This window comes from Pedobacter sp. GR22-6 (assembly GCF_037402555.1).
GTDB lineage: Bacteria > Bacteroidota > Bacteroidia > Sphingobacteriales > Sphingobacteriaceae > Pedobacter.
This window is the reverse complement of sequence record NZ_JBBEUC010000001.1, coordinates 299,326-326,061: the sequence shown is the minus strand read 5'-3', so window position 1 is coordinate 326,061 and position 26,736 is coordinate 299,326. Positions and strand designations below refer to the sequence as shown.

Below are 26,736 nucleotides of genomic sequence, written 5' to 3'. Positions count from 1 at the left end.
ATGTATTGGTACGAAAATGATGTCAAACAGCTTGAGAATAACCGACAGGACAATGCATACGATCTTGAGGTCATCTTTTATGGCAGCTCCTCCATTCGTTTATGGAATGATCTCCAACTGAATTTTCCGGGCAAAAAAGTGGCTAATCTTGGTTTCGGTGGCTCTACCCTTGCAGCCTGTGTTTGGTTCTTTGAAAGGATCATGACTGATTACCATCCGAAGGCGCTCGTTGTGTACGCCGGAGATAATGACCTTGGCGATGGAAGAAATCCCGAAGAGATCTTTATCTTTTTTCAGCAGTTAATGGTTAAAACAGAAATGCGCTTTGGCAGCATCCCTTGCTATTTCATCTCATTGAAACCGAGCCTCAGCCGCTGGCATATGGCCGATAAATTCATGTATACCAACAACCTGATCGAAGGTGAGATCATCAAAAAACAAAATAACTGGAAATTTATCAATGTATTTAAGCAGATGCTGGATAAATCAGGACAGCCCAACGCTGAATACTATTCCCAGGACGGCTTGCACCTAAGCGTTCAGGGTTACCGTTTATGGAAAGAAATCATCGGAAATGCAGTATTCTAATCATCATGCTCCCTTAATATCTACCTAACATCAAACCTGGATATTTCCCGCGAAATTTGATAGCGATGAACCGTGAATATCACAAGTGGTACAGCGAGCGACTGGAACGGGAGATGGAACTGCTGGTCTTTGGCCATACAGGACGGGCAGTATTATTTTTCCCCACTCGCATGGCCAGGTTTTATGACTACGAAAACTGGGGAATCGTGAATGCCTTAAAAGCAAGAATAGACAATGGTGAACTGCAGCTTTTTTGTGTAGACAGCATCGACAGGGAAAGCTTTTACAACCCGCAGGTTTTTCCCGCTGTCCGGATAGCCCGGCACCTGCAATATGAGAAGTACCTCATAGAGGAAGTCATTCCAATGATCAGACTGAAAAACAACAGTGGCTATATAGAAACTGCGGGCTGCAGCATGGGTGCTTACCATGCCGTAAACCTGGCCATGAAGTATCCCTGGTTATTCAAAAAATCCGTTGGCATTAGCGGCAGATACGACCTAACCAAGGGCCCTGGCGACTTCAAAGATCTGCTCGATGGTCATCATAATGAGACTGTATATTTCAACATGCCCGAACAGTATATCCCCAACCTGAATGACCATTTTCTGTTGAATGCGATCCGCAGTATGGAAGTCATTCTCGCCGTGGGAGAAACTGATCCCTTTCTCCCTGGAAATGAAGATTTCAGTAAAAAACTTTGGGAGAAAGGGATTGCGAATCAATTTCACATCTGGGAAAGTAATGCACACCGTCCCCATTACTGGCGAAAAATGCTTCCCATCTACCTCTGATCTACTCCTTCATATTGTTTTTCGCCTGTATACACCAAAGCAATTCATTCATAAAAGCAGTCGCTCTTTTATCCGTACCGGCCTGGTCAGCAGGCTTTCCTGATTCATCAAAAGCATCCTGAACTTTCGGGACGGGAAACATGGCAGGTACCACCCAGGCGCCTATTTTCCATAAAGTAAATAGTAAAGAGGTAATAACCTGACTTCCGGCAAATGGCCCCGCTGAATTGGTAGAAATGGCGATCGGCTTCCTCTTCCACTCATCATACAAAAGATCTGTCACATTTTTCAAACTTGCAGGATAACCCCCATTATATTCCGGCGTAACGATCAGAATTCCGTCCGCAGCTTTCACCTTATCTGCAAAATCCAGCATCGCTGCCGTAGGTTGATCAAAGAATCGCAGGCGCTCTTCGAAAATGGGAAAATCATATTCCTGGAGATCAAGGATTTCGACGGTCGCAAGCCTCTTTTCTGTGATAAAATTTTGGAAATACAAGGCAGTGCGGTGACTGTTTCTTCCTTTTCTGACGCTTGCAGAAATGATCGCTATATGTGGCATATGTTTTAGAATAATTATAAAATTGAATGTCTAAAGATAGATTTTTTTACCAGTCCTCGCTGCCAGGTAAATGGCATCAATGATCTTCAGGTCCTTTAACCCCTCTTCTCCATCAACAGGGACAACCGGTGTTCTGCCATTGAGGATGATCTCCGACATCTCTTCCATTTGCACAGTCTGGTGCGTGAAATGTGGCTGGGTAAGTTCGCCTTTATGGGTCCTGCCTTTAATAGGTCCATAACCAGTAGAAGGCTGCATTTCCACGAAACCTTTGTCGCCGGTCATGAAAAAACGATCTAAGTTGTTCATGGCATAGGTCGACAAGCAGGAAGCAACTGCTCCTCCGGGGAAACCGAGCTGAAACTGTATGGTCTCGTCTACTCCTTCTTTGAAACGTTCAGGCTGGGTCTTGGTTTCCTGTGCAGTCACCCAGACCGGTTCCTCTCCAACCATATACCTGGCACCATTGAGCGCATAAATGCCTATATCCATCATGGCACCTCCACCAGCCAGTTGTTTATTGAGCCGCCATTGCTTAGGATCACCGATATTAAAACCGCAGTTTCCCTGAAAGAACCTGATCTTACCGAATTCGCCGCTGTTCCGCATACGAATAACTTCCAGCGTCTTTGGCTCAAAGTGCATGCGGTAACCTACCAGTAGTTTTACACCCGCTTTTTTACAGGCTGCTACCATCTCAGCTCCTTCTTTAGCATTCAAGGCCATAGGTTTTTCACAGATCACATGTTTGCCGCTACGGGCAATACCGATCACCTGGTCATGGTGCAGCGCATTTGGAGTAGTCACGTACACGGCATCGATATCCGGATTGTCTTTGAGCTGTTCATAAGTCTGGTAATTGTAACAGTTCTTCTGGTCGATCCCATACTTTGCCTGCCAGTCTTTCAATTTGGCCGGCGTGCCGCTTATAAGACCAGTCAACCTGGCTTTCTGACAATCCTTCATGGCTTCCGCAACACGATTGGCATAACCGCCAAGGCCCATCAATGCAACCCGCAATACAGGGCCATCATAAACTTCTTCAACAACCTTTGTTTTGGCGGCCAGACCGGACAAGGGTATAAAAGGCAAGGTAACGGCAGAGGCAGCGAGCAGTTGGAGGAAATCACGACGTGTATTCATGGTCTATTTTTTTTAATTCATAACAATTTAGTGAAGTCCTGGTTTAAAAAACAAGTCCAATAGGTCATTTTTTCAGTACAAAGCATTATTTTTCAGCAATTTAGTCAGCCCAAATCCAAATCACGCGACAAAAATTCAGGTATTCTACAAAAAACTACGATGGCATTTGCTTTGTTTAACCTGAGCCATGAACTTCAACAACTTTACGATAAAAGCCCAGGAAGCAATTCAACAGGCTTCCGCAATAGCCCAGGGCAATCAGCAACAGGCTATTGAGACAGCACACCTGCTCAAAGGTTTGCTCACTGTTGATGAGAACGTAGTATCCTACGTTCTGAAAAAATTGAATGTCAACCTGAATGTGCTCAACCAGCATTTGGATACACAGATTGAGCAGTTCCCGAAAGTAACGGGCAGTAGTCCATACCTGACTTCAGGAAGCAATTCGGCACTACAAAAAGCGCAGGCTTACCTGAAAGAATTCAAAGATGAATTTGTCTCCGTAGAGCACCTTTTATTGGGCATTCTCTCTGTGAGCGACAATACCTCGAAACTGCTTAAAGATCAGGGTGTAAATGAGAAAGACCTCAAGACAGCAATCATCGCATTGAGGGGCGATAGCCGGGTGACTGACCAGAATGCAGAAGCCACCTATAACGCGCTGAATAAATACGCAAGGAACTTAAATGAATACGCTGAGTCAGGAAAACTGGATCCGGTAATAGGACGCGACGAAGAGATCAGGAGGGTGATCCAGATCCTGTCCAGGCGTACCAAAAACAATCCGATACTGATCGGTGAACCTGGAGTAGGTAAAACTGCCATCGCCGAAGGCATCGCCTTCAGGATCATCAAGGGAGACGTACCCACCAACCTGAAAACCAAGACGGTATATTCACTGGATATGGGTGCCCTCATCGCAGGTGCAAAGTACAAAGGCGAATTTGAAGAACGCTTGAAAGCTGTAGTGAAAGAGGTGACCCAAAGTGATGGCGACATCATCCTGTTCATCGATGAGATTCATACCCTGGTCGGTGCGGGTGGTGGTGAAGGGGCTATGGATGCTGCAAACATCCTGAAACCAGCCCTGGCCCGTGGAGAACTGCGCGCTATTGGTGCCACTACCCTGGATGAGTACCAAAAATACCTCGAAAAAGACAAAGCCCTGGAACGCCGATTCCAAAAGGTAATCGTCGACGAACCCGATACCCAGGATGCCATCTCTATCCTCCGTGGACTGAAAGAGCGCTATGAAACCCACCATAAGGTGCGGATCAAAGATGAGGCGATCATTGCAGCTGTTGAAATGTCGCAACGCTATATTGCCGATCGTTTCCTGCCCGATAAAGCCATTGATTTGATGGACGAGGCAGCTTCTAAACTGCGTTTGGAGATGGACAGTGTACCGGAGAAAGTGGATGAACTTAACCGTAAGATCATGCAGTTGGAAATTGAGCGGGAAGCGATCAAAAGGGAAAATGACACCCGAAAGGTGAAATCCCTGGCTGAAGAGATCGCAAACCTCTCCGCTGAACGCGATGAGATCAAAGCGAAATGGCAAGGTGAAAAGGATTTGGTAGACAACATCAACAACGAACTGGAGCAGGTTGAAAATTACAAACTCGAGGCCGACCAGGCTGAACGTGCAGGTGATTATGGAAAGGTAGCAGAAATCCGCTATGGCAAGATCAAAGAATCACAGGATAAAGTGGAGCAACTGAAGGCGGAACTGGAAGGTTTGCAAAGCGAAAGCCGTATGCTAAAAGAAGAGGTCACCGCAGATGATATCGCCGGTGTAGTGGGTAGGTGGACAGGCATTCCGGTTACCAAACTGGTATCCAGTGAGCGGGAAAAACTGTTGAACCTGGAAAATGAACTGCACCAGCGTGTAGCCGGTCAGCATGAAGCTATTGAAGCCATCTCTGATGCCATCAGGCGATCAAGGGCTGGCCTACAGGACAAACGCAAACCCATCGGATCCTTCATCTTTCTCGGTACTACCGGTGTGGGTAAAACCGAACTGGCCAAAGCGCTCGCAGAATTCCTGTTCAATGATGAGAACGCCATGACCCGCATCGACATGAGTGAATACCAGGAGCGCCATGCCGTATCCCGTTTAATCGGCGCGCCTCCGGGATATGTAGGTTACGACGAAGGCGGACAGTTAACAGAAGCAGTCCGCAGGAAACCTTATTCTGTAGTATTACTCGACGAAATTGAGAAAGCGCATCCGGACGTCTTCAATATCCTCCTGCAGGTGCTGGACGATGGCAGACTGACCGACAACAAAGGACGTGTGGTGAATTTCAAGAATACGATCATCATCATGACTTCCAATATCGGCTCACACCTGATACAGGATAACTTCAAGGCACTCGACGATGACAACCGCGATGAAGTGATCGCTAAAACCAAAAATGAACTGTTTGAATTGTTGAAACAAACGATCAGGCCCGAATTCCTTAACCGTATCGATGAGTTGATCATGTTCACACCGCTGAACAGAAATGAGTTAAGGGACATTGTAAACCTGCAGTTCAGGCATGTACAGGACACACTTGCAGAAATGGGCATCCAGATTGAAGCGTCTGTAGAGGCACTGGACTGGTTGGCCGAACTGGGTTACGACCCTCAGTTTGGTGCGCGCCCACTTAAACGGGTGATCCAAAAACGCATATTGAATGAACTGTCTAAAGAGATCCTGGCTGGAAAAATCGATAAAGACAGCAAGATCAAACTGGACATGTTCGATCACCAGTTTGTCTTTCTAAATGCAAAAGAAGCAGAATAATAATCGCCCGTCATCTCCCTTAGTTCATCAAGGGAGATGACGGGCGTTTATGTTCTATTTCTTTCTGTTTTCAATATTTGGCAAAAATGCGGTCAGCAGACCTATCAAGGGCAAAAATGAACAAACCTGGTAGACATACCTGATACTGGTATCGTCCGCCAGCTTACCCAATAAAGCTGAACCTATTCCACCCATACCAAAAGCAAAACCAAAGAACAAGCCCGCAACTAGTCCTACTTTACCCGGGATCAGCTCCTGGGCATACACCAAAATCGCCGAAAAAGCGGAAGCCAGGATCATTCCTATCGGCACAATCAGCACGCCTGTCCAGAACAAACTGGCGTAAGGCAGCAACAAGGCAAATGGCGCAGTACCCAATATCGAAAACCAGATCACGTATTTACGTCCGAAGCGATCTCCCACAGGTCCCCCTACTAAAGTACCTGCAGCTACTGAGACCAGGAACATGAATAGGTAGAGCTGCGAGCTCTGTACCGAAACATGGAATTTATCGATCACATAGAAAGTGAAATAACTCGTCAGACTGGCCATGTAAAAATATTTAGAGAAAATGAGCACCAGCAGGATGATTACAGAAAACACGACCCTTCTCCTGGAAAAGTGATTCACTACAACGTTGGCTTTTGCACCTTGCCTGGACTTTAGCTTAAGCATATAGCCCTTATACCAATTGCCTACCCTGCTCAGGATCAAAATGGCCAGCAATGCAATTACCGAAAACCAAAGCACACTGCCCTGCCCGTAAGGCACAATGATCCAGGCAGCGAGAAGCGGACCTATAGAACTACCGGCATTGCCCCCCAACTGGAAGATCGACTGCGCCAGTCCGCGCCGCCCGCCTGATGCCGCATGGGCCATACGCGAAGCTTCGGGATGAAATATAGAAGAACCCGTACCGATCAGCGCCACGGAGATCAGCATATAGTAAAACCCCGTGGATTGAGACAGCGTCACCAGGCCAATCAGGGTAAAGCCCATACCAATGGCCAGTGAATAAGGCTGTGGTTTTTTATCGGTGTACAGACCTACAAAAGGCTGGAACAGAGAAGCCGCCATCTGGAAGGTCAGCGTGATGAGGCCGATCTGCGAAAAACTCAGGTTGTAAGTCTTTTTCACCACTGGATAAATTGCAGGAATTAGCGACTGAATCGTATCATTCAGTAAATGCGAAAAACTAATGGCAAAAAGAATCGGGAATACCGTTTTTTCAACAGCATTAGAGGTGGTATCGGCAGAATTCATAGGCTCGTATTAACAAAACGCAAATATAAAGAATTCTTAATCCGGGTTATTGTCATTATTAAACCACATATTGCGTGGAAACCCCATTCTGTTTAAGAATCTCTTCGCTTTCATCAATAAAACACCAACCATCAGAACATTATTGTTAAGAGATTGTTATCCCATTAAAATAATTATATACCAAATGAAAATCGCTTATATTTCCTCGTATCCACCCCGTGAATGTGGTATTGCTACATTTAATCAGAACCTACTTAAAGCAATTGGTTATAATAAAGACACTATTTCCGAAGAAAGTTTCGTGGTAGCAATGAATGATTCCGATAACCTCGACGAATATGAATATCCTAAGGAAGTGAAATACATCGTGAGGCAGGAAAATCAAAAAGACTACATCCGCGCAGCGGATTACATCAATACCAGTCTGGCAGATGCCTGTATACTGGAACATGAATACGGTATCTATGGTGGCGAAAGCGGGGTATATATCCTTCCTTTCATTGCCAGGTTGCAAAAGCCCCTCATCACGATCTTCCACACCATTCTGAAAGACCCGAATTACATGCAATTAACTGTACTCCGGGAAATCGCAAGATACTCTTCCCGAATTGTGGTCATGAGCCATCGTGCAGTGGGTTTTCTAACCAGCATTTATGGGATCCCCTTTGAAAAGATCCAGTTGATAGAGCACGGTGTACCAGATCTGGAACCTAAGAGCGAAAACCCTGTAAAGCAGTCCCTGGCTTTTAAAGGCAAAAAAGTGCTCTTTACTTTTGGACTGATCAGCAGGAACAAAGGCCTGGAAACGGTGATTGAAGCCCTGCCTGAAATCGTGGCCAAAAATCCGGATGTAATGTACGTCATCCTGGGAACCACACACCCTGGTGTCATCCGGAATTCCGGCGAAGAATACCGCGACAGCCTGAAGCGCCTTGCAAAAAAACTGAATGTAGAAGATCACCTGACTTTCATCAATAAATTTGTTTCCGAAGAAGAACTGCATGATTACCTCACGGCATGCGACATGTACATCACCCCTTACCTGAATGAAGCACAGATCACCAGTGGAACGCTTTCCTATGCGGTAGGGGCTGGCGCAGCTGTCGTCTCCACACCCTACTGGCACGCGCAGGAACTACTGGCAGACAATCGCGGGCGACTTTTTGATTTTAAAGACAGCGGCAAATTGGCGGAGATCGTAAACGAACTGTTTGCCGACCATACACAACTTGCCAGCATGAAGTCCAACGCTTTCGAATATGGGTTGCACCTGCGCTGGCCGAGTACCGGAGAGGTGTTTATAGATGTATTGGATGAAGCCGTAGCTAAATTCCTTTCGGAAAGGGAGATCGGCAATAAACCGATCATTGATCCCGATATGATGCCCGCATTCAGCCTGGCACACATCCAGCGACTGACAGATGATACCGGGATTGTGCAGCATGCCAAATATGGTATCCCCAACTTAAAAGAAGGCTATTGCCTGGATGACAATGCCAGGGCATTGATCCTGACCATATTGGCATACCAACAGAACAAAAGCAAAGCGGCACTGGAACTATTGCCCATCTACCTCAGCTACATCCAGTACATGCAGCTTGACGACGGAAATTTCAGGAATTTTCTCAGCTTCAAACGCGAATACCTGGATGAAGTAGGTTCTGAAGATTCCTTTGGAAGGACCATTTGGTCCCTGGGCTACCTCATCAACAATGCTCCCAACAATTCATACCGGGAGTTTGCCAAGGACCTTTTCCTGAAATCGGTGCCCCATTTTGGTCAATTGAAACACTTGCGCGGCATCGCCAATACCATGATCGGCCTCTCCCATTTCATGGCGGCACATCCCTACGATGAGCACATCCGCGAACAGCTCTGTTTACTGGCAGTCCCCTTGAAAGCAGCCTATAAGGCCAATAAACAGGGGCACTGGAACTGGTTTGAAGAAAAAATGACTTACGACAATGCCATTTTACCGCTCGCATTGCTTTGTCACTACGAAGTCTGCCAGGATCAGGAATCTATGGACATTGCTTTAGAAAGCATGGAATACCTCACCCAGAAAACCTTGATCAAGGGCTATTTAAATCCTGTGGGCAATGATGGATGGCTATACCGCGACAATGGCGGCGAAATGGCCATCTATGATCAGCAGGCCATAGAAACCATGGCCATGGTGCTCATGTATTTCAAAGCTTACGAAATTACCGGCGACCTGATCTACATCAAACAGATGTACCTCAGCTACCAATGGTTCCTGGGTGAGAACAGCCTGAGACTTCCGCTCTTTGATTACGAGACCAAAGGTTGTGGAGATGGATTACAGGAGTTTGGCATCAATAGAAACCAGGGCGCGGAAAGTACCCTGGCTTACTGGATCTCCCACCTGATCGTACTAAAAGCCCTGGAATCAGAATACCAGTTCATCCAAAGCAGCGACCTTACTGCGGCACAAAAACAGGCCTTTTAGCCTATGAAGATCGCAGTATTGGCGCCAGTCGCCTGGAGAACGCCCCCGCGTCATTATGGTCCATGGGAACAAATGGCATCCAACCTGACCGAAGAACTGTTGAAGGCGGGAATTCAGGTGAGCTTATTTGCAACTGGAGATTCGCGCACAGCCGGCAAACTGGATGCGGTGATTCCCATCGGCTATGAAGAGGACAGGAATGTAGATGCCAAGGTGGCAGAATGCCTGCACATCAGCAACCTGATGGAAAAGGCAGGAAGTTTTGACGTGATACACAATCACTTTGACTTCCTGCCACTCAGTTATTCCGGCCTGATTGACACACCCATGATCACCACGATCCACGGCTTTTCCTCGGAAAAAATCATCCCTGTCTATCAGAAATACAATGCCGGTACACATTTTGCATCCATCAGCAATTCCGATAGGCATCCTCCATTGAAATACCTGGCTACAGTATACAATGGGATCCGCATGGAAGATTTTGATTTCGTAGCCAATCCGGGCGACTACCTTTTGTTTTTCGGACGCATTCACCCCGACAAAGGCACCGCAGAGGCCATAGAAATTGCCATGAAAACGGGTAAGAAATTGCTGATTGCAGGAATCATACAGGATGAACGCTATTACATAGACCGGATAGAACCTTTTTTAGGAAAATCAGTAGAGTTTCTTGGTGCAGCAGGACCAGAGGAGCGAAAAGAACTATTGGGCAATGCAGCAGCCCTGCTGCATCCCATCAATTTCGACGAACCTTTCGGGCTCAGCGTAGCCGAAGCCATGGCCTGTGGCACTCCTGTAGTGGCTTTCAACAGAGGTTCGATGCCAGAACTGATTGTTGATGAAAAAACCGGCTTCCTCGTCAGTAATGTACAGGAAGCTGTAGAAGCAGTAAGAATGCTTCCGGCCATCAAAAGGAAAAGATGCAGGGAACACGCAATTGCTAATTTTTCGGCAAAAAAAATGGCAGAAGACTATATCGCCCTCTACCAAAAAATACTTAGTGGCAACTAATTGCCCTTACGCTTCCGAATTCTTCAGTTTATTCAATAACAGCTCCAGATTTACTGTAGCGAAAGAAGAGCAGTAGTCAGATAAGCCATAAGGGATTACCAGCAAGCCATTGTGGATGATTGCCCCGCAGGAGTACAATACATTGGGTACATATCCTTCCCTTTCATCTGTATTAGGGATAACCAGGGGTTCACTCAGCCGGCCGATTTCTATAGATGGATCTTCCAGGTCAAATAAACTGGCCCCCAGGCAATAACGGCGCATCGGCCCCACGCCATGGGTGATCATCAGCCAGCCAGCTTCAGTCTCAATAGGCGAGCCGCAGTTGCCGATCTGGATAAATTCCCAGGGAAATTTAGGTTCCTGCAATTTTACGGGATTGTCCCATACCGTCAACTTATCAGAATACATTAAATAGTTATTGAAACCGTCGATACGTGACATCATCACATATTTACCGCCTATTTTACGTGGAAACAAGGCCAGGTTCTTATTTTGTGCACCTACACCATGCAACGGACTAATTTTAAAATCGTAAAAATCTGTGGTCTGCAAAAGCTTCGGCATAATCATCGCCCCATCAAATGCCGTATAGGTGGCGTAATAGATAATAGAACCATCTTCTTTTACAAACTTCACAAAACGTGCATCCTCAATACCTTTGCGCTCAAATTCTGAAATGGGAAAGATTACCCGGTCAGAAATATCGGTATCCCTGGAAAAGCTGATCTCATGATAGGTGTCGGAAAGCCAAAGGATCTTATCATATTCCAGCTTCCTGAGGTCGTCTTCCTGCAGGTTCTTCCCATCCAGGATGATCTTTCTCAAAGTCGCGTAATCAAATTTGTCTTCCAGCTTGATCCCCACCTCATCCAGTACCTCAATGTCTATCTTGGAATCTGCTGCCTTTTTAAGAAAAAGCTTTTTATTGTATACCGCATTCTTGATCACCTCGGCCTCGTCAATGTAATTCCCTGCAGGAATTACGGTAATCTCATTGTGCCGGTCTATAAGTGCACGTCTGAACACCACAGAGGAAATATGTCCTTCCCCTACCGCACGAAAACTGATGATCAGGCGTCTTTCCCCCTCTACCAGGTCGGACTGGTCGGGATCTTCTACAATAGAAGGATTGAAGAAGGCTGCCGATTCGATGGAGTACTCATGTGTAAAATACGAGCCCAGGAGCAGCCTGCGGTATTTCTCGATTTCTTCAAAATCGAAGCCCGCCTGTTCGATATATTGCTTTATTTTCTTACAATGCCTGTTCAGGATCTTAGTGATGTTCCGGTGCCTTTTGGAATATTCCTGCAATAAAGGCGAGACCAGACCAAAAACCTCCTTTTCGGAGAGGTTCATGACATGCTTGACCACTTCAACTGCGCGCTGATCTCCATTGAAAAAAAATCTGGCAATTACCCGCTTGGGGTCGGGATATACTTTAACTGGTTTTCGTTCTATTGATAGTCTCATAAGCTTATAACGTATGAGTAGGTCATAACGTTTTTTGAATATAATATTTTTTGACGGTAATGTCGTCATACCTGACAATTCTGACACAAAACGAACTGACAAATAAACAAAAATAGTCAGAATGACTGTAAATTCAGATGTGATTAAAATGACAAAATAAAAGATTTTGTCATCCCAAAATAATAAGGGATTTTCTGATTTTTTTTATTTCACTATCCATTAAGCTTTTATGAAATAACTGCGAATGGCTAGCGCTGGTTAACTTTTCATTTGGCACAGACATTGACTATATGACGTAAATGGTCAGGAATTAAAACAAGAGACTGGCCCGATATAAATTAAAAAACAATAAAATGAAAAAGTTATTATTATCATTAGTTGCAGTTGCTGCATTCGCGTTTAGTACTCAGGCACAAACTGAAAAAGGTAAAGTGATGTTAGGTGGTAATGTTGGTTTCAGCACTTCAAAAGTTGACGGAGCAAACAAATCTGATTTCAATTTCCGCGCAATCCCTAGTGTAGGTTATTTTGTAAGTGACAACATCGCCATCGGTACCGGCGTAGGTTACTCCTATGATAAAGCAGTGAGCAAGGGAAATCTGAACCAGGCTTTTGAAGTAGCTCCTTTCGGCCGCTACTATGTAGGCCTTTCAGATCAGTTCAAATTCTTCGGACAACTGTCTGTGCCAATGGCATTCGGTAACAACAAAGCGGTAGATGCTGATGGAAACACCGGCGATAAAACTGCTTCTACAACTAGTATTGGTGCATATGTATCTCCTGGTTTTGCCTTCTTCCCTACCAAAAGAGTAGGTATCGAAGTTTCAGTAAACGGTTTGGGTTACAACAACTATCAGGTGAAAAACGAACTGACTGGCAACAAAGTAAAAACCAATTCATTTGGTTTGGATGCAAATACAGCAGATATCAACCTGGGTGTTCAGTTCCATTTCTAAGAACCTTACATCTACTTAAAAAAAAGGAGCCCGGACAATTTGTCCGGGCTCCTTTTTTTTGAGAAAAAATTGATGCTATCTCTTTTGCTCTATTTCTTTGTCCATCTCCACAATATTGACACTCTGGGGACTGGAGAAATCTCCGATCAGGTATTTATTGAAATGGTCGGCCAGTTTCCAGAATGCATATTCTGTCAGATCACCGAAAGCGTGGCGCTGCCCTGGTACAATCACAAACTCAAAGCGTTTCCCTGCTTTCATCAGCGCATTCGCCACCCGGATCGTATTGGCAGGATGCACGTTATTGTCCACGTCGCCCGTCATCAGCATCAGGTTACCTTTCAGGTTTTTGGCCAGATCCGGATTTTTATCGATGCTGTACGTAAAGGTCGTATCGCCTTTGGCGGTTACCACTTCCTTCACCCCGTGATGCTTTTCGCTCCACCAGCGGTTGTAAATGCTATTGTCGTGGTTTCCTGCATTAGATACTGCAGCTTTAAAGAAGTCTGGATAAACCAGCATCGCTGCTGTCGACATAAAGCCACCGCCGGAGTGACCGGTAATACCCACCCTACTCGCATCAATGAAAGCATAACGGTCTGCCAATTGCTCCACCGCAGCTTTTTTATCGGCCAGTCCATAATCCCTCAGGTTACCGTAACCATAGGTATGGTACCATTTTGAACGTGCCGGATTGCCTCCGCGGTTACCTACTGTGATCACGATATAACCAAATTGCGCCAGACGGTCCGTACGGTCCATGCTCTTGCTGAAGGCTTTATTGACGGCTTCTGTCTGCGGACCAGGGTATACATATTCAATGATCGGATATTTCTTATTCGGATCGAAATCGAAAGGCTTGTACATCACACCGTAGATATCTGTAATCCCGTCATCAGCTTTTACTTTGAAAGGCTCTGGAAATTTATAACCCGTGGCCATCAGCAAAGAAAGGTCAGTAGTCTCCAGGTTCATCAGCACTTTACCAGTATTGTCCATCAGCGTAGATTTAGGCGCAGTGTTTACCCTCGAAAAATTGTTGACAAAGTATTTATTCTGATCGTCCATACTCACCGAATGGTCAAAATCGCCAGGATTCAGTAACTTCAGTCCCGATCCATCAAAATTGATGCGGTACAAGTGCAGATAATAAGGATCTTCTTTCAGCTCCCTGCCGTTCGCAGTAAAATAAAGCACACGGTTTTTCTCGTCAATGTTCACGATGCTTTCACAGTGGAAAGCGCCTCTAGTGATCTGGTTTTTGAGTTTACCATTGCCATCAAACAAATAGAAATGTGCCCAGCCGTCGCGCTCTGACCAGTGGATGATTTCCTTGCCGTCGTTGACCAGACCGGGACGGTTGATCTCCACATAGGTATTGAAGCGCTCATCGATCAGCGAGGCTACTGCACCTGTATTGATGTCTATCGTACAGACATCCACACGTTTCAGGTCACGGCTGGTCCGCTGAAAATAGATCTTGCTGTTGTTACCCAACCAGATCGAAGGTCTGAACTCATTGTCGCGGTCCTTGTTCAGCATGGGTGCTCCCCAAACGGAAACCGTCTGGTCTTTAAACGCATTCGTATTGAGTTTTTTATAGCTCTTCGCTGCAAAATTGAATAATAAGATTTCAGTAAGCGGCGATTCCTTTTCGCCGGGCATCTGGTATTTGTAAGTTTCCAGTGTCGGACGACCAGGCGCCACATTATTGATTACCCAAAGGTCTTTCACCTTACGTGAATCCGTTCTGTTCAGCACAAAATATTTAGCATCCGGAGACCACATTACCCATGCCCCTCTCCTTTTTTTGCTGTTCTTTTCAAATTCCTCATTGTTTTCCCCATCACCATTGGCTCCATAAGCATAGAACTTCTCCCCGTCTTTGGTCAGCTGATGTTCCACAATAGTGCTGTCTTCTTCATTCTTCACTGCTTTCTTATAGTTCTCCTTGTCCATCCAGTAGAGGTTATAGTTCCTGGAAAAGATGATGGCCGAAGAATCCGGCGCTACAGAACCCCATGAGGGCTTGGCCTTAGGTTTACTGTAGTTGGGTACTTCCGTCAGCTTTTGCGTAGCGATTACATAATTGAACAAAAACACCTTCTTCTGCATCGAATCTGCAGCTTTCTTGTCTTTTCTGTCTTTTTTTAATTCATCAACTGTACTCCTTACTTCAAAGGTGATGTTCTTTTCATCAGCGGCGAACTTTAGGTTTTCCAATGGCAAATGCTGGGCATCAAAAGGATCCCGGATGATGTTTGTGATCTCCGCAGCCAGTTTTGCATTGTCAAATATTTTGTTCTTGCTTTTCGAAGCCGGGTCCACCAGGTACCATTCCTTGCCGTTTGGCGTTTCGTACTCGTACCAGAAGCGGTTACTGAGTTTCAGCCAGTGCGGATCTACCGCCGTGGAGTAGACCATCTTCCTCAGCTTGGCCGGGGAAAAGCGGGATGCCGCCTGGTAATTGGCTTTTGGCGAAGCAGCCACACTTTCGGTGATCGTGTAAGTTTTAGTTTGAGAAATTGCGTTTGATACCGCAAAAATCATCAATACGCAGGGAATGTAGAGTTTATTCATTCAGGTTTCCATTAAAGCGACTAAATTATTGATTAATACGGCCGCAAGCTGCTTTTTATTTGTAAAAAATAGGATAGTTAATGCCACAAAATATCAATGTTCTTTTTAGTTTTGCATGAAATACATAACCATGAAACGACATTTCCTTCCCTTACTGACGGCAGCAGTAATTTTTACTGCGGGTTGTCAGTCCAAATCCCAGACCAATAGCGATCAGGCAGCAGCAACAGACACTGTAAGCCAGGAAAGCAACACCGCATCGACTGCCCCGGCAGAAAAAATTGATGTCAGCAACATCAAAGTTGCCGACCCTAAGACAATTCTTGCCAGAAAACAGGTTCCTATCCTGTGTTACCATCAGGTGCGCAACTGGACTGCTAAAGACGGAAAAGTGGGTAAGGACTACATTGTAGAGATCGAAAACTTCAAGGCACAGATCAAGATGCTTGCAGATAGTGGTTACCATTCGATCCTTCCGGATCAATTGTATGCCTACCTGAATACAGGAGCAGCATTGCCCAGCAAACCGATCATGTTTACTTTTGACGATACAGATATGGACCAGTATACGATCGCTGCCCCTACCTTGAAGAAATATGGTTTCAAGGCGGTCTATTTCATCATGACGGTTTCCATCGGCAGAAAAGGAAAATTTGTCGACTACATGACCAAAGAGCAGATCAAATCTCTTTCAGATGCGGGCAATGTCATCGGCAGCCATACCTACGACCACAAGAACTTCAAGAAATATGAAGGCAAGGACTGGGAAGAACAACTGGATAAACCGACAAAGAAACTGGAAGAGATCACCGGCAAGAAAATGACTGAATTTGCTTACCCATTTGGATTATGGAATGCACAGGGCATCCCTCAATTAAAGAAACGCGGTTTCAGAATGGCATTTTCACTGGCCGACAAACGCGACGAAAAAGATCCTTTGTTCACCATCCGCAGGATCATTGCCAGCGGTTACTGGAGTCCAAAAACACTCCATACCAGCATTATCAGAAGCTTTTAACCACTGTTGACGTACAGCGCTAAGCATTGACAGTTTTAAATGCGAAAGCCTGAACCGGGATTAACCCCAAAAAAGAAGCAATCTCCTCCTGAAGAGATTGCTTCTTTTTTTTGCGGTAAAGAAAATTCAGGAAGCTCAGGGCTTAACCCGCAACTGCTAAAAAAGTATTCAGGCGCGTAACCATATCATGAAGGTCAAAAGGTTTGGCAATAAAATCGTCCGCCACCGGATCTGCTTCATCCTCACGAAGATGAGCCGACATCATCACCACTGGAATATTCTTAGCCATGCAGTCTTGTTTGATTCCTTTGCATACTTCAAACCCATCCCCGTCTGGCAGCCTCACATCCATTAAAAACAGATCAGGCAGGCAATTGTGCCACTTTGCTTCAATGGCACTGACGGTGGGAAATACTTCCACCTGGAAACCTTCGGAACTGAGGAATAAGTTGAGGACAAATCCAATATCTGGATCATCTTCTAAAATAAAAATATGTCTGGGTCTGGGCATGATTTCTGAAACTCGTTTCTTAGCCAACAAGCCATCACCTGTTCTGGTTTTATTTTTCTATAAAAATGCTCATTCCAGACCCTCAATCTGATACTCCTTACCGTTGAAACTGAAGGCATCCCCTTTTTTCCGATCCAGTAACAGCTTGCCGATCGGTGAGGCGGGTGAAATGGCAAATACATCCTTGCCTTCAGCCACCAGGTGGCCGGCACTTACACTGATGTAAAACCAACCTTGATCCGTAGCGACCAGGCTGCCATGTTTTACACGGTCAGATTTTTCTGTATTGATCTCCACCGCCTTCAAAATCCTCATGTTCTCCTGAGCATCCATCAACAGGCGCTTGTTGCGGTCAATGTCCTGCTGCATCATTTCGCGGCTGGTTTCGTATTTATCACCGGCACTGCTCTTGGTATCATCATTACTGGCCTCACGTGCCTGTTCCAGCGCGGTTTCCGCAGTCTGGATCCGTTGTTCAATGAATTCCAGGCAAAGCTGGTATAGTGTTTCTTTAATTTTCTGCATAAACTAATCTATCCATTTGATCTTATCTGCTATCGGGCTTCGAACCGCATCTCTCGGTTCTTCATTATGGTACCCCATATAAAACAGGCCAAAACATTTTTCATGTTCCCCTAAGTTAAGATAAGTATTCAAATCTGCAATCATTCCCGGTGAACTCCAGTAAGCGCCCACTTTTAAGGCCTCAGCTGTAAGGGCCATATTTTGCACCGCACAGGCCAGTGCTGCCAGTTCTTCCCATTCAGGTACTTTATCACTGTGAAGCTCCAGGTTGAGCGCAATGATACAGCTCGACTGTTGGGCTTTCTCTATAATGCTATCGTGTTTTTTTTGCAAAAACTGATGAGCAGGTACCGTTTCCTGATACAATCTGGCAAGCTCGGCTGCCAGTTTCAATTTACCTTCTCCCCGGAAGACCATGAAGCGCCAGGGTTGCGTCAATTTGTGCGTAGGTGCATAGTTTGCACTTTCCAGAATTTGTTCAATCACCTCCACAGGAATGGGTTCCTGTGTATAACTGACTGGAAATATACTGCGGCGACGTTTAATGATGCGGGTTAATATCGCGATTTCTGTACTCATGTGATTTTCTTTAATTGTTTTCTAACCTGTTTGGACCTTGCAAAGAAAGCGATACTTTCGATGTCTGCCAAGTAGTCCATTGTAGCCAGAAGGTCATCTTTGATCCAATCATATCGGGGAGCCAGATTGGCCAGGGCTTGCATGCAGTGTACTTTGGTGGCCACGAGCACCTCCGGCTCTACCAGCCAGGTAAAAAGTACTGCTATAGTTGCCTCAAAATCCCATTCCTTGGAAAACTGCTGGAAGAGCGGCACTGCTCTACGATCAGTAAGCATAGCGATGATCTTCGTGTAATGGCGCATGGCAGAAGGGTTTTTCTGGGCCGGAAGCAGTTCAAGCAACTTGGGCACATGAGCTGCAAAAACAGCAGGTCTATGGGTCATGATGTACTCCAGCATCCACGCCGCCCGAAAAGCAACTTCCTTTTTTTTATGGAAACTGATGTCAAACAGGTCATTCAGCTCGAGGTCAAAATGCTCCACTAAAGCGACACAATTGGCCACCATCCCGGTTTTTACGGGCACATCTATTCTTCCAATGAGTTCTTCTTTATCCACAGCATTAAAATCTAATCCTCAAAACTAGTGAATCAGCCGCTAAGCATTTTATAAATTATGCCTACCTTTGCAACTTATTTTTCAGCAATATGATTTCAGTATCCAATCTATCACTCCGCTACGGAAAGCGCACCTTATTCGAAGATGTCAACTTAAAATTCACCCAGGGCAATTGCTATGGGGTAATTGGCGCCAACGGAGCGGGAAAATCAACTTTTCTAAAAATCCTTTCAGGAGAAGTGAGCCAAACTACAGGTAGCGTGGCTTTTACCCCTGGTGAGCGCATGGCGGTGTTGAAACAAAACCACTATGAGTTCGATGATTTTACAGTAATCGAAACAGTGATGATGGGACACTCGGAACTGTATGCCATCATGAAAGAAAAAGATGCCATTTACCTGAAAGAGGATTTTACAGATAAAGACGGCGAACGTGCAGGTGAACTGGAAAACAGGTTTGCTGAAATGGACGGCTGGAACATGGAAAGCAATGCCGCAACCATGCTCAGCAACTTAGGCATCAAAGAAGAACACCATTACAAACAATTGAAAGAGTTGGATGGTAACCAAAAAGTACGTGTCTTATTGGCACAGGCCCTTTTCGGAAACCCCGACATCCTGCTCCTGGATGAGCCAACCAACGATTTGGACATAGATACCATTGCCTGGCTGGAAAACTTCCTGGCCGATTACCAAAACATCGTATTGGTAGTATCTCACGACAGGCACTTTCTGGACGCGGTGTGTACGCACATTGTCGACATAGATTTCAGTAAAATGAACATCTACTCCGGTAACTATACCTTCTGGTATGAGTCCAGTCAGCTGGCGCTGAAACAACGCAGCGATCAGAACAAGAAACTGGAAGAAAAAGTGAAGGAGCTGCAGGAGTTCATTCAGCGCTTCAGCGCCAATGCCTCTAAGTCCAAACAGGCTACTTCACGTAAAAAAGCCCTGGATAAGATCGATATTTCTGAAATCAAGGCCTCCAGCAGAAAATACCCCGCTATTCTTTTCAACAATCTTGGCCGCGAAGCCGGTGATCAGATCCTGCAGGTAGAAAACCTGTCCTGCACGCTCAACGGTGAAGTGATGTTCAAAAACATCAGCTTTATGGTCAACAAGGGCGATAAGATCGCTGTACTTTCACAAAACAGTTTGGCTACCACGGCATTTTACAATGTACTAACGGGTCGTGAAAAAAATTATACCGGCGAATTCAAATTCGGTGTCACGATCAATACGGCAGATATCCCTAACGACAACACGCCTTATTTTGAAGGAAAAGATGAAAATCTGGTAGATTGGTTGCGTGAATATTCAGGTACAGATCAGGATGAACAGTTTGTCAGGAGTTTCCTTGGAAGAATGTTGTTCTCAGGTGAAGAGGTCTTGAAAAACGTAAAAGTCCTTTCAGGAGGTGAAAAAATGCGTTGCATGTTCTCTCAAATGATGTTGAGACACGCCAATTTATTGCTTTTTGATGAACCAACCAATCACTTGGATCTGGAATCTATTACCGCATTAAACAATGGTATGAAGGACTTCAGGGGCACACTATTGTTCACTTCACGAGATCATGCGCTTACCGAATCTGTTGCGACAAGGATCATTGAACTGACGCCAAACGGTACGATCGATAAAATGATGACCTATGACGAGTACATCTCCAGTGCTGATGTGGCACAACTCAGGGCATCTATGTATAAATAACCCCATTTAGTTTTTTTGTTAGAAAAGCTGATCATTGTCATGATCAGCTTTTTTTTGTGGCGAAATATTTACACAAGCACATGCAATTGCAACAGAATTGCCTTTATATTTGCAACTCAGTTACATTTATATACATGAAAAGACTCATCCGTGCCGCAAAACTGGATCAACTGGGCATGACTGCTTCCATTGCCTGCGCCATACACTGCGCAGCATTACCTTTCCTGATCACCACACTTCCCCTATGGGGACTTAGCTTCCTGGCAAACAGCTGGGTAGAAATCACCATGATCTGTTTATCCTTGATCATCGGAATCTGGTCGCTCACCAGCTCCTATCCTAAGCACCGCAGGTTGCTCCCTATCCTGGTCCTTACCGCCGGTTTTGCCATGATCGGATCTGGGCATTACCTCTTCCACGAACTGGAGGCCATCCTGATTCCCCTGGGTGGATTCACAATCGCCGCTGCACACCTGATCAATTGGAAATACAGCCGAAGCTGTGTGCATTGATCCTGATTATGCCGCAGTAGCAAATACTTTACACTAGCTTTAACTGCAATTTAATTGCATATCCTATTTTTGCATGACACACATGAAGAACAAAAAACTGATATTTGGTACCTTCTTATTGATGATCAGCATGATCCACCCGGGTTGCCGGCATGAAAAGCTGGACGGCAAACAGCTTTACATCAAATATTTGAAGAGCCGTATCAAAACTTAAAAGAAAAATATGATTTCCTTAAACTCTGTCAACCACAGCTATAATGGAAGCGCTCAGATCAGTTTCAAAGACTGGCAGATCAGTGATGGCGATCAATGGTTGCTGTTGGGTGCATCAGGAAGTGGAAAAACCACTTTGCTGCACATCCTGACCGGCATCCTGAAACCCTCCAATGGCAGCGTACGGATCGGGGACACCTCCATTTATGAGCTTCCGGCCAGGGAACTGGACCAGTTCAGGGGCAGAAATATAGGGATCATTTTCCAAAGGCCACACCTGATCCGCAGCCTGAGCATCGCTGAAAATCTGCGCATGGCGCAAAGCTTCGCTAAATTACCTGAAGACGACAAGCGGATTGATGAAGTCCTTGGCTCGCTCGGAATCCAGCATAAAAAGAACGCTTACCCCAACGAATTGAGTCAGGGACAACTGCAAAGGGTTTCCATTGCCCGGGCAGTGATCAATAAACCGGCACTACTGATCGCAGACGAACCCACCTCAAGCCTCGACGATCAGAATGCCATGGCAGTTTTGCAATTGCTGTTGGAGCAGTCGGGCCTCAACCAGGCTACGCTCATCGTAGCTACCCACGATAAACGAGTTAAGGATGCATTTACCAATACTTACGAATTAGCATGAGCCCATTAAAGATCAGCTGGAAAAGCCTGCGGTCCAAACCGCTTTCCTCGGCATTGAACATGATGCTCATTGCTTTCGGTACGGGTATCCTGACCATTTTACTACTGGCATCCACCCAGATCAGCGACAAGCTGGAAAACAATTCCAAAGACATCGACCTTGTCGTGGGTGCAAAAGGAAGTCCGCTTCAATTGATCCTGAGCAGTATTTATTACATTGATTTCCCAACCGGGAATATCCCGATGAAGGCAGCAATGGAACTGGCACATAGCCCCTTTGTAAAAAAGGCAGTCCCCCTGGCACTCGGCGACAACTACAATGGCGTTCGCATTGTGGGTACCGACAGCAATTTTGTAGGCCTTTATAAGTTACAGTTGCAAAGCGGAAAGTTCTGGCAGGCAGATTTTGAAACGACCATTGGTGCAACTGTAGCAGAAACACAGAAACTTAAAGTAGGCGATACCTTTTATGGTGCTCATGGACTTACAGGCAGTACTGACGTCCACAAAAGCCATCCCTATAAAATCAGCGGCATCCTCGCCCCACAGGGCAATGTAACGGACAACCTGATCCTTACGAATGTAGCCAGTGTCTGGAAAATGCATGATGAGCATGAAGAACATGATCACGATGATCATGAGGGACACGAACATGCGGACGCTGAAACTCATGAGCACCATCAGCATGAAACAAAAGATGCCGACCGCGAACTGACTTCCCTGCTGATCCAGTACCGCTCCCCAATGTCGGTAGTGATGTTCCCCCGCATGGTCAATGAATCGACCAATATGCAGGCAGCCTCCCCCGCCCAGGAAAGCACCAGGTTGTTTTCTTTGATCGGTGTTGGTGTAGATACATTACAGTGGTTTGCCGTACTCATCATGCTCATTGCTGCAATCAGCGTATTCGTGAACCTCTACAATTCCTTAAAAGAGCGGAGCTACGATCTTGCCATCATGCGCACATTAGGCGCGTCGAGGGGAAAACTCTTCCTGATCGTCATTACAGAAGGCATATTACTCACACTTGCCGGCACCCTGATCGGAATAGCACTGGGGCACCTTGCACTGGAGTTCATTGGCAGTAACCAGGAAAGCAGCCAGGCCCGCCTGAGCGGCTTCGTTTTACTTTGGGATGAAATATACCTGTTTGTTGCGGGCCTTGGGATTGGTATATTTGCAGCTGTAATCCCTGCAATACAGGCCTATCAGGCCAACATTTCTAAAATATTGGCTAAGAATTAAAATAAACGACCCGGAATCGGGTTATAGATAAAAAGAAAATGAAGAAACTAATGCTTGCCCTCCTGCTACTGACCGGCTTTACCGTAAAGGCCCAGCACAATCCTGACGATCAGGTCATGTCAGACAACTGGGACATCATCGGAAGCGTGGATTTTAAGATCGTAAAAGATTCTGAGATGTATGCCGTATACAACACCAACATCAAGAAACTGGCCAACAAGCCCTTTGAACTGGAAGGGTACATCGTGCCGATTAAGGACGGGATGAAACAGACCAAGTTTATGCTCTCTACCCTGCCGATCAACCAGTGTTTTTATTGCGGTAAGAATGGAGTACCCATTATGGTCATGGTAGAAATGGCAGAGCCGATCAAATTTACGTACCAGACCATCAAGGTGAAAGGCACTTTGAAATTAAACACCGGCAATGCGATGGACAACCCACCGATTGCACTCAGCGCAGCCAAACCGATATAAGATGAAAGATCCTGTTAATATTTTAAAAGAACATGACCTTAAACACACGAAGCAACGTGTGCGTGTGCTGGAAGAGATCGCCCTGGACCATGTAGCCATTTCCCAACCTGAACTGGAGAAGAAACTGGGCAAAGAGATTGACCGCGTAACCCTTTATCGCATTTTGAATACTTATGAGGATAAAGGCATCCTGCACCGGATCATGGACATGAACGGCACCGCCAACTATGCGATCTGCTCTTCCTCCTGTTCCGAGCACCACCATCACGATGAGCATGTGCATTTCAACTGCACCAGCTGCTTTAAGATCTACTGCCTGGAAGTCAACATCCCAAAAATGAAGATGCCGGCAGGTTTTACAGCAAAAACGATGAATACTACAGCATATGGGATCTGTGAAAAATGTAATGGCAATCCCAATTAACACCACTGAACTGTTCGCGTCATCCTGGCGGTTCGCGTCATTCTGAACGCTACACGTCGTTCTGAACTTGATTCAGAATCTCAAATGCAAAAAAAAAGCTCTGCCATTATACATTGGCAGAGCTTTTTTATTATAAAAACAGATACTTAGTGACCTGAATGGCCATCAGCACCGTGTGCATGGCCATGTGCCAGTTCATCCTGAGTAGCCTCACGGACAGTCAATATCTTACCCGCAAAGATCAGGTTCTTACCAGCCATAGGATGGTTTAGATCTACAGCAACCGTATCTTCATGAACGGCAGTTACGCCAGCTCTGAAGTGGTTACCCTGGTTGTCCTGCAAAGGGATCACATCTCCTACAGCAGGAAGGTCTACGTCCTTAAACATGTCTTTAGGCAAATCTGCAAATGCTCCCGGATCAATCTCTCCGTAGCCATCAGCAGCAGTCAATTCAAAACTGTATTCATCACCTACATTTAAACCGCTTAAATGCTCTTCAAATTTTGGCAACATCATTCCTGTACCATAAAGAAATACGAGTGCATTTTGCTCATCTGCTTTCTCTACAAAAACTTGTTGTCCTTCTTCATTAGTCGTATGCAATTCGTACGTTAATGATACTACTGTATTGGGTTTAATACTCATTGTGATGTTTTTTAATTTATCAATTTTAATGCTTCATCAACAGTAGCTACTGGCAACTGGCATACTTTATTTCGGCAAATATAGATTTTTGTTTCAATGCTTTGCTTATCTTTTAACAATGGAAGTTTAGAATTTGTTCCTGCCAGTATGATTTTGTTTGGAATATAATGTGTGTCCAGCAGGCCTTTTACTTCGCTGCTATCGGCTCCTGCCAGGGCAATCTCATTGATCCCAAATACTTCGTTCAGCAATTGTATGGCCCAGTTGGAGTAAGCAGAACCGTAGGTTTTGATCTGTGGCTGTACCGCTGCCAGCATGGCTGAAGCCTTTTCCAGATAGCTTTCTTCATCGAACAATAAACCCAGATGCTGCAGGTTCTGGGCCATCACAGAATTAGAGGCAGGGATCACATTGTCCATAATTTCATGCTTGCGGGCAATAAGCTTTTCTCCATCTGCAGCAGTATAAAACAACATCGGGCTGTCCAGATCCCTAAAATGACGCAGTACATAAGCGGTCAGCCTGCTTGCTTCTGCAAGCCATTGCTCATCAAAATCTGCCTGGTACAATGCAATCAGTGCTTCAATGAAAAAGGCATAGTCATCCAGAAATCCCGGGATGCTGGCCTTCCCGTTTTTATAATTGCGGTAGAGGCCGCCATCTTCAGTGGCCAGACTTCCCAGAATTAACCTGGCAGTAATCCTGGCCCGATCCAGGTAATCCGGCCGCTTCAGGATCGCCGATGCCTCTGCCAATCCTTTGATCGCCATCGCATTCCAGGCCGTGATGCATTTATCGTCCAGTCCGGGCCTCACTCTTTTACTCCTTTCTTCCAGCAATTTCCCTTTCGCCCGTGCCAGCTTTTCCTGTAACTCCAGTACCGTAATGCCTTTTACGGCAGCATACTCTTCCTGGGAAAATTTATTGAGCAGGATATTGGTTTCCTCTTCCTCCCAATTGCCTGCGGAAGTGACGTGGAAATAGTCCGACAGCAATGCGGCATCTGCACCTATCGCTGCATCAAACGCTGCTTTATCCCAGACATAAAACTTGCCCTCTACCCCCTCGCTATCCGCATCCAGCGCGGAATAGAACAAACCTTCAGGCGAAGACATTTCCCTTTCCAGCCAGTTTACCGTATCTTCCACCACTTCTTTAAACAGCGGCAGATGGGAATATTGAAAAGCTTCGGCATACAGACTGATCAACTGGCCATTATCGTACAGCATTTTCTCAAAATGAGGCACATGCCATTTTCCATCTACAGAATAACGGGCAAAACCTCCGCCGATCTGATCGTAAATCCCACCCATAGCCATTTTCTCCAGGGTCAGCAGGGCGGAAACATGCGTAGCATCATCCTTCATCAAACGGCTATAGCGCAGCATAAACTGCCAGTTATTGGGTAAGGGAAATTTAGGCGCACGGTTGTAGCCACCTTCTGCCATATCGAAATACCGTTTCCAGGGCTCTATAATTGCATTAAGATCTTCCAAAGTATAGGCTTCCTGTTTTACATTCGGAATGATCTTCTCCGCATTGCGGATGCCATCCGTAAGGCGGTCGGCATATTGGCGCGCTTTATCGGGGTCATTTTTCCAGAGATCAGCCACACTGAGCAGTACATTGATCCAGTCTTCTTTCTTGAAATATGTCCCGCCGTAAATGGGCCGCTGGTCTGGCAGGCAGATGCAATTGAGCGGCCAGCCCCCGCTTCCGGTCATGAGCTGTATGGCCAGCATATAGATCTGATCAATATCAGGCCGTTCTTCCCGGTCCACTTTAATGCATATAAAATGTTGGTTCATCACCTCCGCTACCTCATGGTTTTCGAAGCTCTCGCGTTCCATCACATGGCACCAGTGACAGGCAGAGTAGCCGATACTGACAAGGATCAGCTTATTTTCTGCTTTGGCTTTTTCGAGGGCATCGGGTCCCCATTCATACCAATGCACGGGATTATAGGCATGTTGCAACAAATAAGGCGAAGAGGCATTGATGAGTGAGTTGGGTTCATGATTCATACAATAAAGGTAAATATTAA

The 26,736-nt window shown here is 45.6% G+C and carries 25 protein-coding genes; 14 read left to right on the top strand and 11 right to left on the bottom strand.

Annotated features, from left to right (window positions below):
- Both WAE59_RS01405 and WAE59_RS01400 read left to right on the top strand, forming a co-directional pair.
- Positions 1–588: a GDSL-type esterase/lipase family protein gene (locus WAE59_RS01405; RefSeq protein WP_337854136.1), complete on the top strand. Its 588-nt coding sequence runs from the start codon at positions 1–3 to the stop codon at positions 586–588.
- Positions 589–653: 65 nt separating this feature from the next.
- Positions 654–1,382 carry an esterase family protein gene (locus WAE59_RS01400; RefSeq protein ID WP_337854135.1) on the top strand — a complete coding sequence of 243 codons (729 nt, stop codon included), beginning with the start codon at positions 654–656 and terminating at the stop codon, positions 1,380–1,382.
- Between the two features lies 1 nt (position 1,383).
- On the opposite strand, the gene WAE59_RS01395 is transcribed toward WAE59_RS01400, so the two are convergent.
- Both WAE59_RS01395 and WAE59_RS01390 read right to left on the bottom strand, forming a co-directional pair.
- On the bottom strand, positions 1,384–1,944 hold the full coding sequence (locus WAE59_RS01395; protein WP_337854134.1) for an NADPH-dependent FMN reductase: 561 nt from the start codon (positions 1,942–1,944) through the stop codon (positions 1,384–1,386).
- Positions 1,945–1,974: 30 nt separating this feature from the next.
- Entirely contained in the window at positions 1,975–3,087 is a 1,113-nt protein-coding gene (locus WAE59_RS01390) for a Gfo/Idh/MocA family protein (protein WP_337854133.1), read from the bottom strand.
- 187 nt (positions 3,088–3,274) lie between these two features.
- On the opposite strand from WAE59_RS01390, the gene clpB reads away from it, so the two are divergent.
- Positions 3,275–5,878, top strand: coding sequence for an ATP-dependent chaperone ClpB (gene clpB / locus WAE59_RS01385; protein WP_337854132.1), 2,604 nt, complete (start codon positions 3,275–3,277; stop codon positions 5,876–5,878).
- Between the two features lie 54 nt (positions 5,879–5,932).
- Here clpB and WAE59_RS01380 read toward each other — a convergent pair whose 3' ends face one another.
- The gene (locus WAE59_RS01380) at positions 5,933–7,141 is read right to left on the bottom strand and encodes an MFS transporter (RefSeq protein WP_337854131.1); all 1,209 of its coding nucleotides are present in this window, start codon (positions 7,139–7,141) and stop codon (positions 5,933–5,935) included.
- 184 nt (positions 7,142–7,325) lie between these two features.
- On the opposite strand from WAE59_RS01380, the gene WAE59_RS01375 reads away from it, so the two are divergent.
- Both WAE59_RS01375 and WAE59_RS01370 read left to right on the top strand, forming a co-directional pair.
- On the top strand, positions 7,326–9,611 hold the full coding sequence (locus WAE59_RS01375) for a glycosyltransferase family 4 protein (protein ID WP_337854130.1): 2,286 nt from the start codon (positions 7,326–7,328) through the stop codon (positions 9,609–9,611).
- A gap of 3 nt (positions 9,612–9,614) precedes the next feature.
- Positions 9,615–10,625: a glycosyltransferase family 4 protein gene (locus WAE59_RS01370; protein WP_337854129.1), complete on the top strand. Its 1,011-nt coding sequence runs from the start codon at positions 9,615–9,617 to the stop codon at positions 10,623–10,625.
- Positions 10,626–10,631: 6 nt separating this feature from the next.
- On the opposite strand, the gene WAE59_RS01365 is transcribed toward WAE59_RS01370, so the two are convergent.
- Positions 10,632–12,098, bottom strand: coding sequence for a glycoside hydrolase family 130 protein (locus tag WAE59_RS01365; RefSeq protein WP_337854128.1), 1,467 nt, complete (start codon positions 12,096–12,098; stop codon positions 10,632–10,634).
- Positions 12,099–12,451: 353 nt separating this feature from the next.
- Here WAE59_RS01365 and WAE59_RS01360 point away from each other — a divergent pair, with 353 nt between their 5' ends.
- Positions 12,452–13,054 carry an outer membrane beta-barrel protein gene (locus WAE59_RS01360; RefSeq protein WP_337854127.1) on the top strand — a complete coding sequence of 201 codons (603 nt, stop codon included), beginning with the start codon at positions 12,452–12,454 and terminating at the stop codon, positions 13,052–13,054.
- 75 nt (positions 13,055–13,129) lie between these two features.
- On the opposite strand, the gene WAE59_RS01355 is transcribed toward WAE59_RS01360, so the two are convergent.
- Positions 13,130–15,634 carry a S9 family peptidase gene (locus tag WAE59_RS01355; protein ID WP_337854126.1) on the bottom strand — a complete coding sequence of 835 codons (2,505 nt, stop codon included), beginning with the start codon at positions 15,632–15,634 and terminating at the stop codon, positions 13,130–13,132.
- 130 nt (positions 15,635–15,764) lie between these two features.
- On the opposite strand from WAE59_RS01355, the gene WAE59_RS01350 reads away from it, so the two are divergent.
- A complete protein-coding gene (locus tag WAE59_RS01350) occupies positions 15,765–16,652 on the top strand; it encodes a polysaccharide deacetylase family protein (protein ID WP_337854125.1) in 888 nt (295 codons plus the stop codon).
- Between the two features lie 142 nt (positions 16,653–16,794).
- Here the strand turns inward: WAE59_RS01350 and WAE59_RS01345 are convergent, their stop codons facing one another.
- From WAE59_RS01345 to WAE59_RS01330, 4 genes are all read right to left on the bottom strand, one after another.
- Positions 16,795–17,163, bottom strand: coding sequence for a response regulator transcription factor (locus tag WAE59_RS01345; RefSeq protein WP_337854124.1), 369 nt, complete (start codon positions 17,161–17,163; stop codon positions 16,795–16,797).
- 69 nt (positions 17,164–17,232) lie between these two features.
- Positions 17,233–17,688 (bottom strand): 3-oxoacyl-ACP synthase, encoded by a 456-nt coding sequence (locus tag WAE59_RS01340; RefSeq protein WP_337854123.1) that lies wholly within the window; start codon positions 17,686–17,688, stop codon positions 17,233–17,235.
- 3 nt (positions 17,689–17,691) lie between these two features.
- Complete coding sequence (locus WAE59_RS01335) at positions 17,692–18,267, bottom strand: nitroreductase family protein (RefSeq protein WP_337854122.1); 576 nt, start codon at positions 18,265–18,267, stop codon at positions 17,692–17,694.
- Entirely contained in the window at positions 18,264–18,824 is a 561-nt protein-coding gene (locus tag WAE59_RS01330) for a hypothetical protein (protein WP_337854121.1), read from the bottom strand. Before WAE59_RS01330 ends, WAE59_RS01335 begins: the two co-directional genes overlap by 4 nt.
- 89 nt (positions 18,825–18,913) lie before the next feature.
- On the opposite strand from WAE59_RS01330, the gene WAE59_RS01325 reads away from it, so the two are divergent.
- From WAE59_RS01325 to WAE59_RS01295, 7 genes are all read left to right on the top strand, one after another.
- Positions 18,914–20,536: an ABC-F family ATP-binding cassette domain-containing protein gene (locus WAE59_RS01325; RefSeq protein ID WP_337854120.1), complete on the top strand. Its 1,623-nt coding sequence runs from the start codon at positions 18,914–18,916 to the stop codon at positions 20,534–20,536.
- Positions 20,537–20,670: 134 nt separating this feature from the next.
- The gene (locus WAE59_RS01320; RefSeq protein ID WP_337854119.1) at positions 20,671–21,048 is read left to right on the top strand and encodes a MerC domain-containing protein; all 378 of its coding nucleotides are present in this window, start codon (positions 20,671–20,673) and stop codon (positions 21,046–21,048) included.
- Between the two features lie 82 nt (positions 21,049–21,130).
- Positions 21,131–21,262: a hypothetical protein gene (locus WAE59_RS01315; RefSeq protein WP_337854118.1), complete on the top strand. Its 132-nt coding sequence runs from the start codon at positions 21,131–21,133 to the stop codon at positions 21,260–21,262.
- Positions 21,263–21,271: 9 nt separating this feature from the next.
- Positions 21,272–21,901: an ABC transporter ATP-binding protein gene (locus WAE59_RS01310; protein ID WP_337854117.1), complete on the top strand. Its 630-nt coding sequence runs from the start codon at positions 21,272–21,274 to the stop codon at positions 21,899–21,901.
- Positions 21,898–23,145 (top strand): ABC transporter permease, encoded by a 1,248-nt coding sequence (locus WAE59_RS01305; protein WP_337854116.1) that lies wholly within the window; start codon positions 21,898–21,900, stop codon positions 23,143–23,145. Before WAE59_RS01310 ends, WAE59_RS01305 begins: the two co-directional genes overlap by 4 nt.
- 38 nt (positions 23,146–23,183) lie before the next feature.
- A complete protein-coding gene (locus tag WAE59_RS01300; protein ID WP_337854115.1) occupies positions 23,184–23,621 on the top strand; it encodes a hypothetical protein in 438 nt (145 codons plus the stop codon).
- Position 23,622: 1 nt separating this feature from the next.
- Positions 23,623–24,045, top strand: a complete 423-nt coding sequence (locus WAE59_RS01295; RefSeq protein ID WP_337854114.1) for a Fur family transcriptional regulator — start codon at positions 23,623–23,625, stop codon at positions 24,043–24,045.
- Positions 24,046–24,191: 146 nt separating this feature from the next.
- Here WAE59_RS01295 and WAE59_RS01290 read toward each other — a convergent pair whose 3' ends face one another.
- Both WAE59_RS01290 and WAE59_RS01285 read right to left on the bottom strand, forming a co-directional pair.
- The gene (locus tag WAE59_RS01290) at positions 24,192–24,692 is read right to left on the bottom strand and encodes an FKBP-type peptidyl-prolyl cis-trans isomerase (RefSeq protein ID WP_337854113.1); all 501 of its coding nucleotides are present in this window, start codon (positions 24,690–24,692) and stop codon (positions 24,192–24,194) included.
- A gap of 11 nt (positions 24,693–24,703) precedes the next feature.
- Positions 24,704–26,716 (bottom strand): thioredoxin domain-containing protein, encoded by a 2,013-nt coding sequence (locus WAE59_RS01285; RefSeq protein WP_337854112.1) that lies wholly within the window; start codon positions 26,714–26,716, stop codon positions 24,704–24,706.
- Positions 26,717–26,736: the final 20 nt, after the last annotated feature.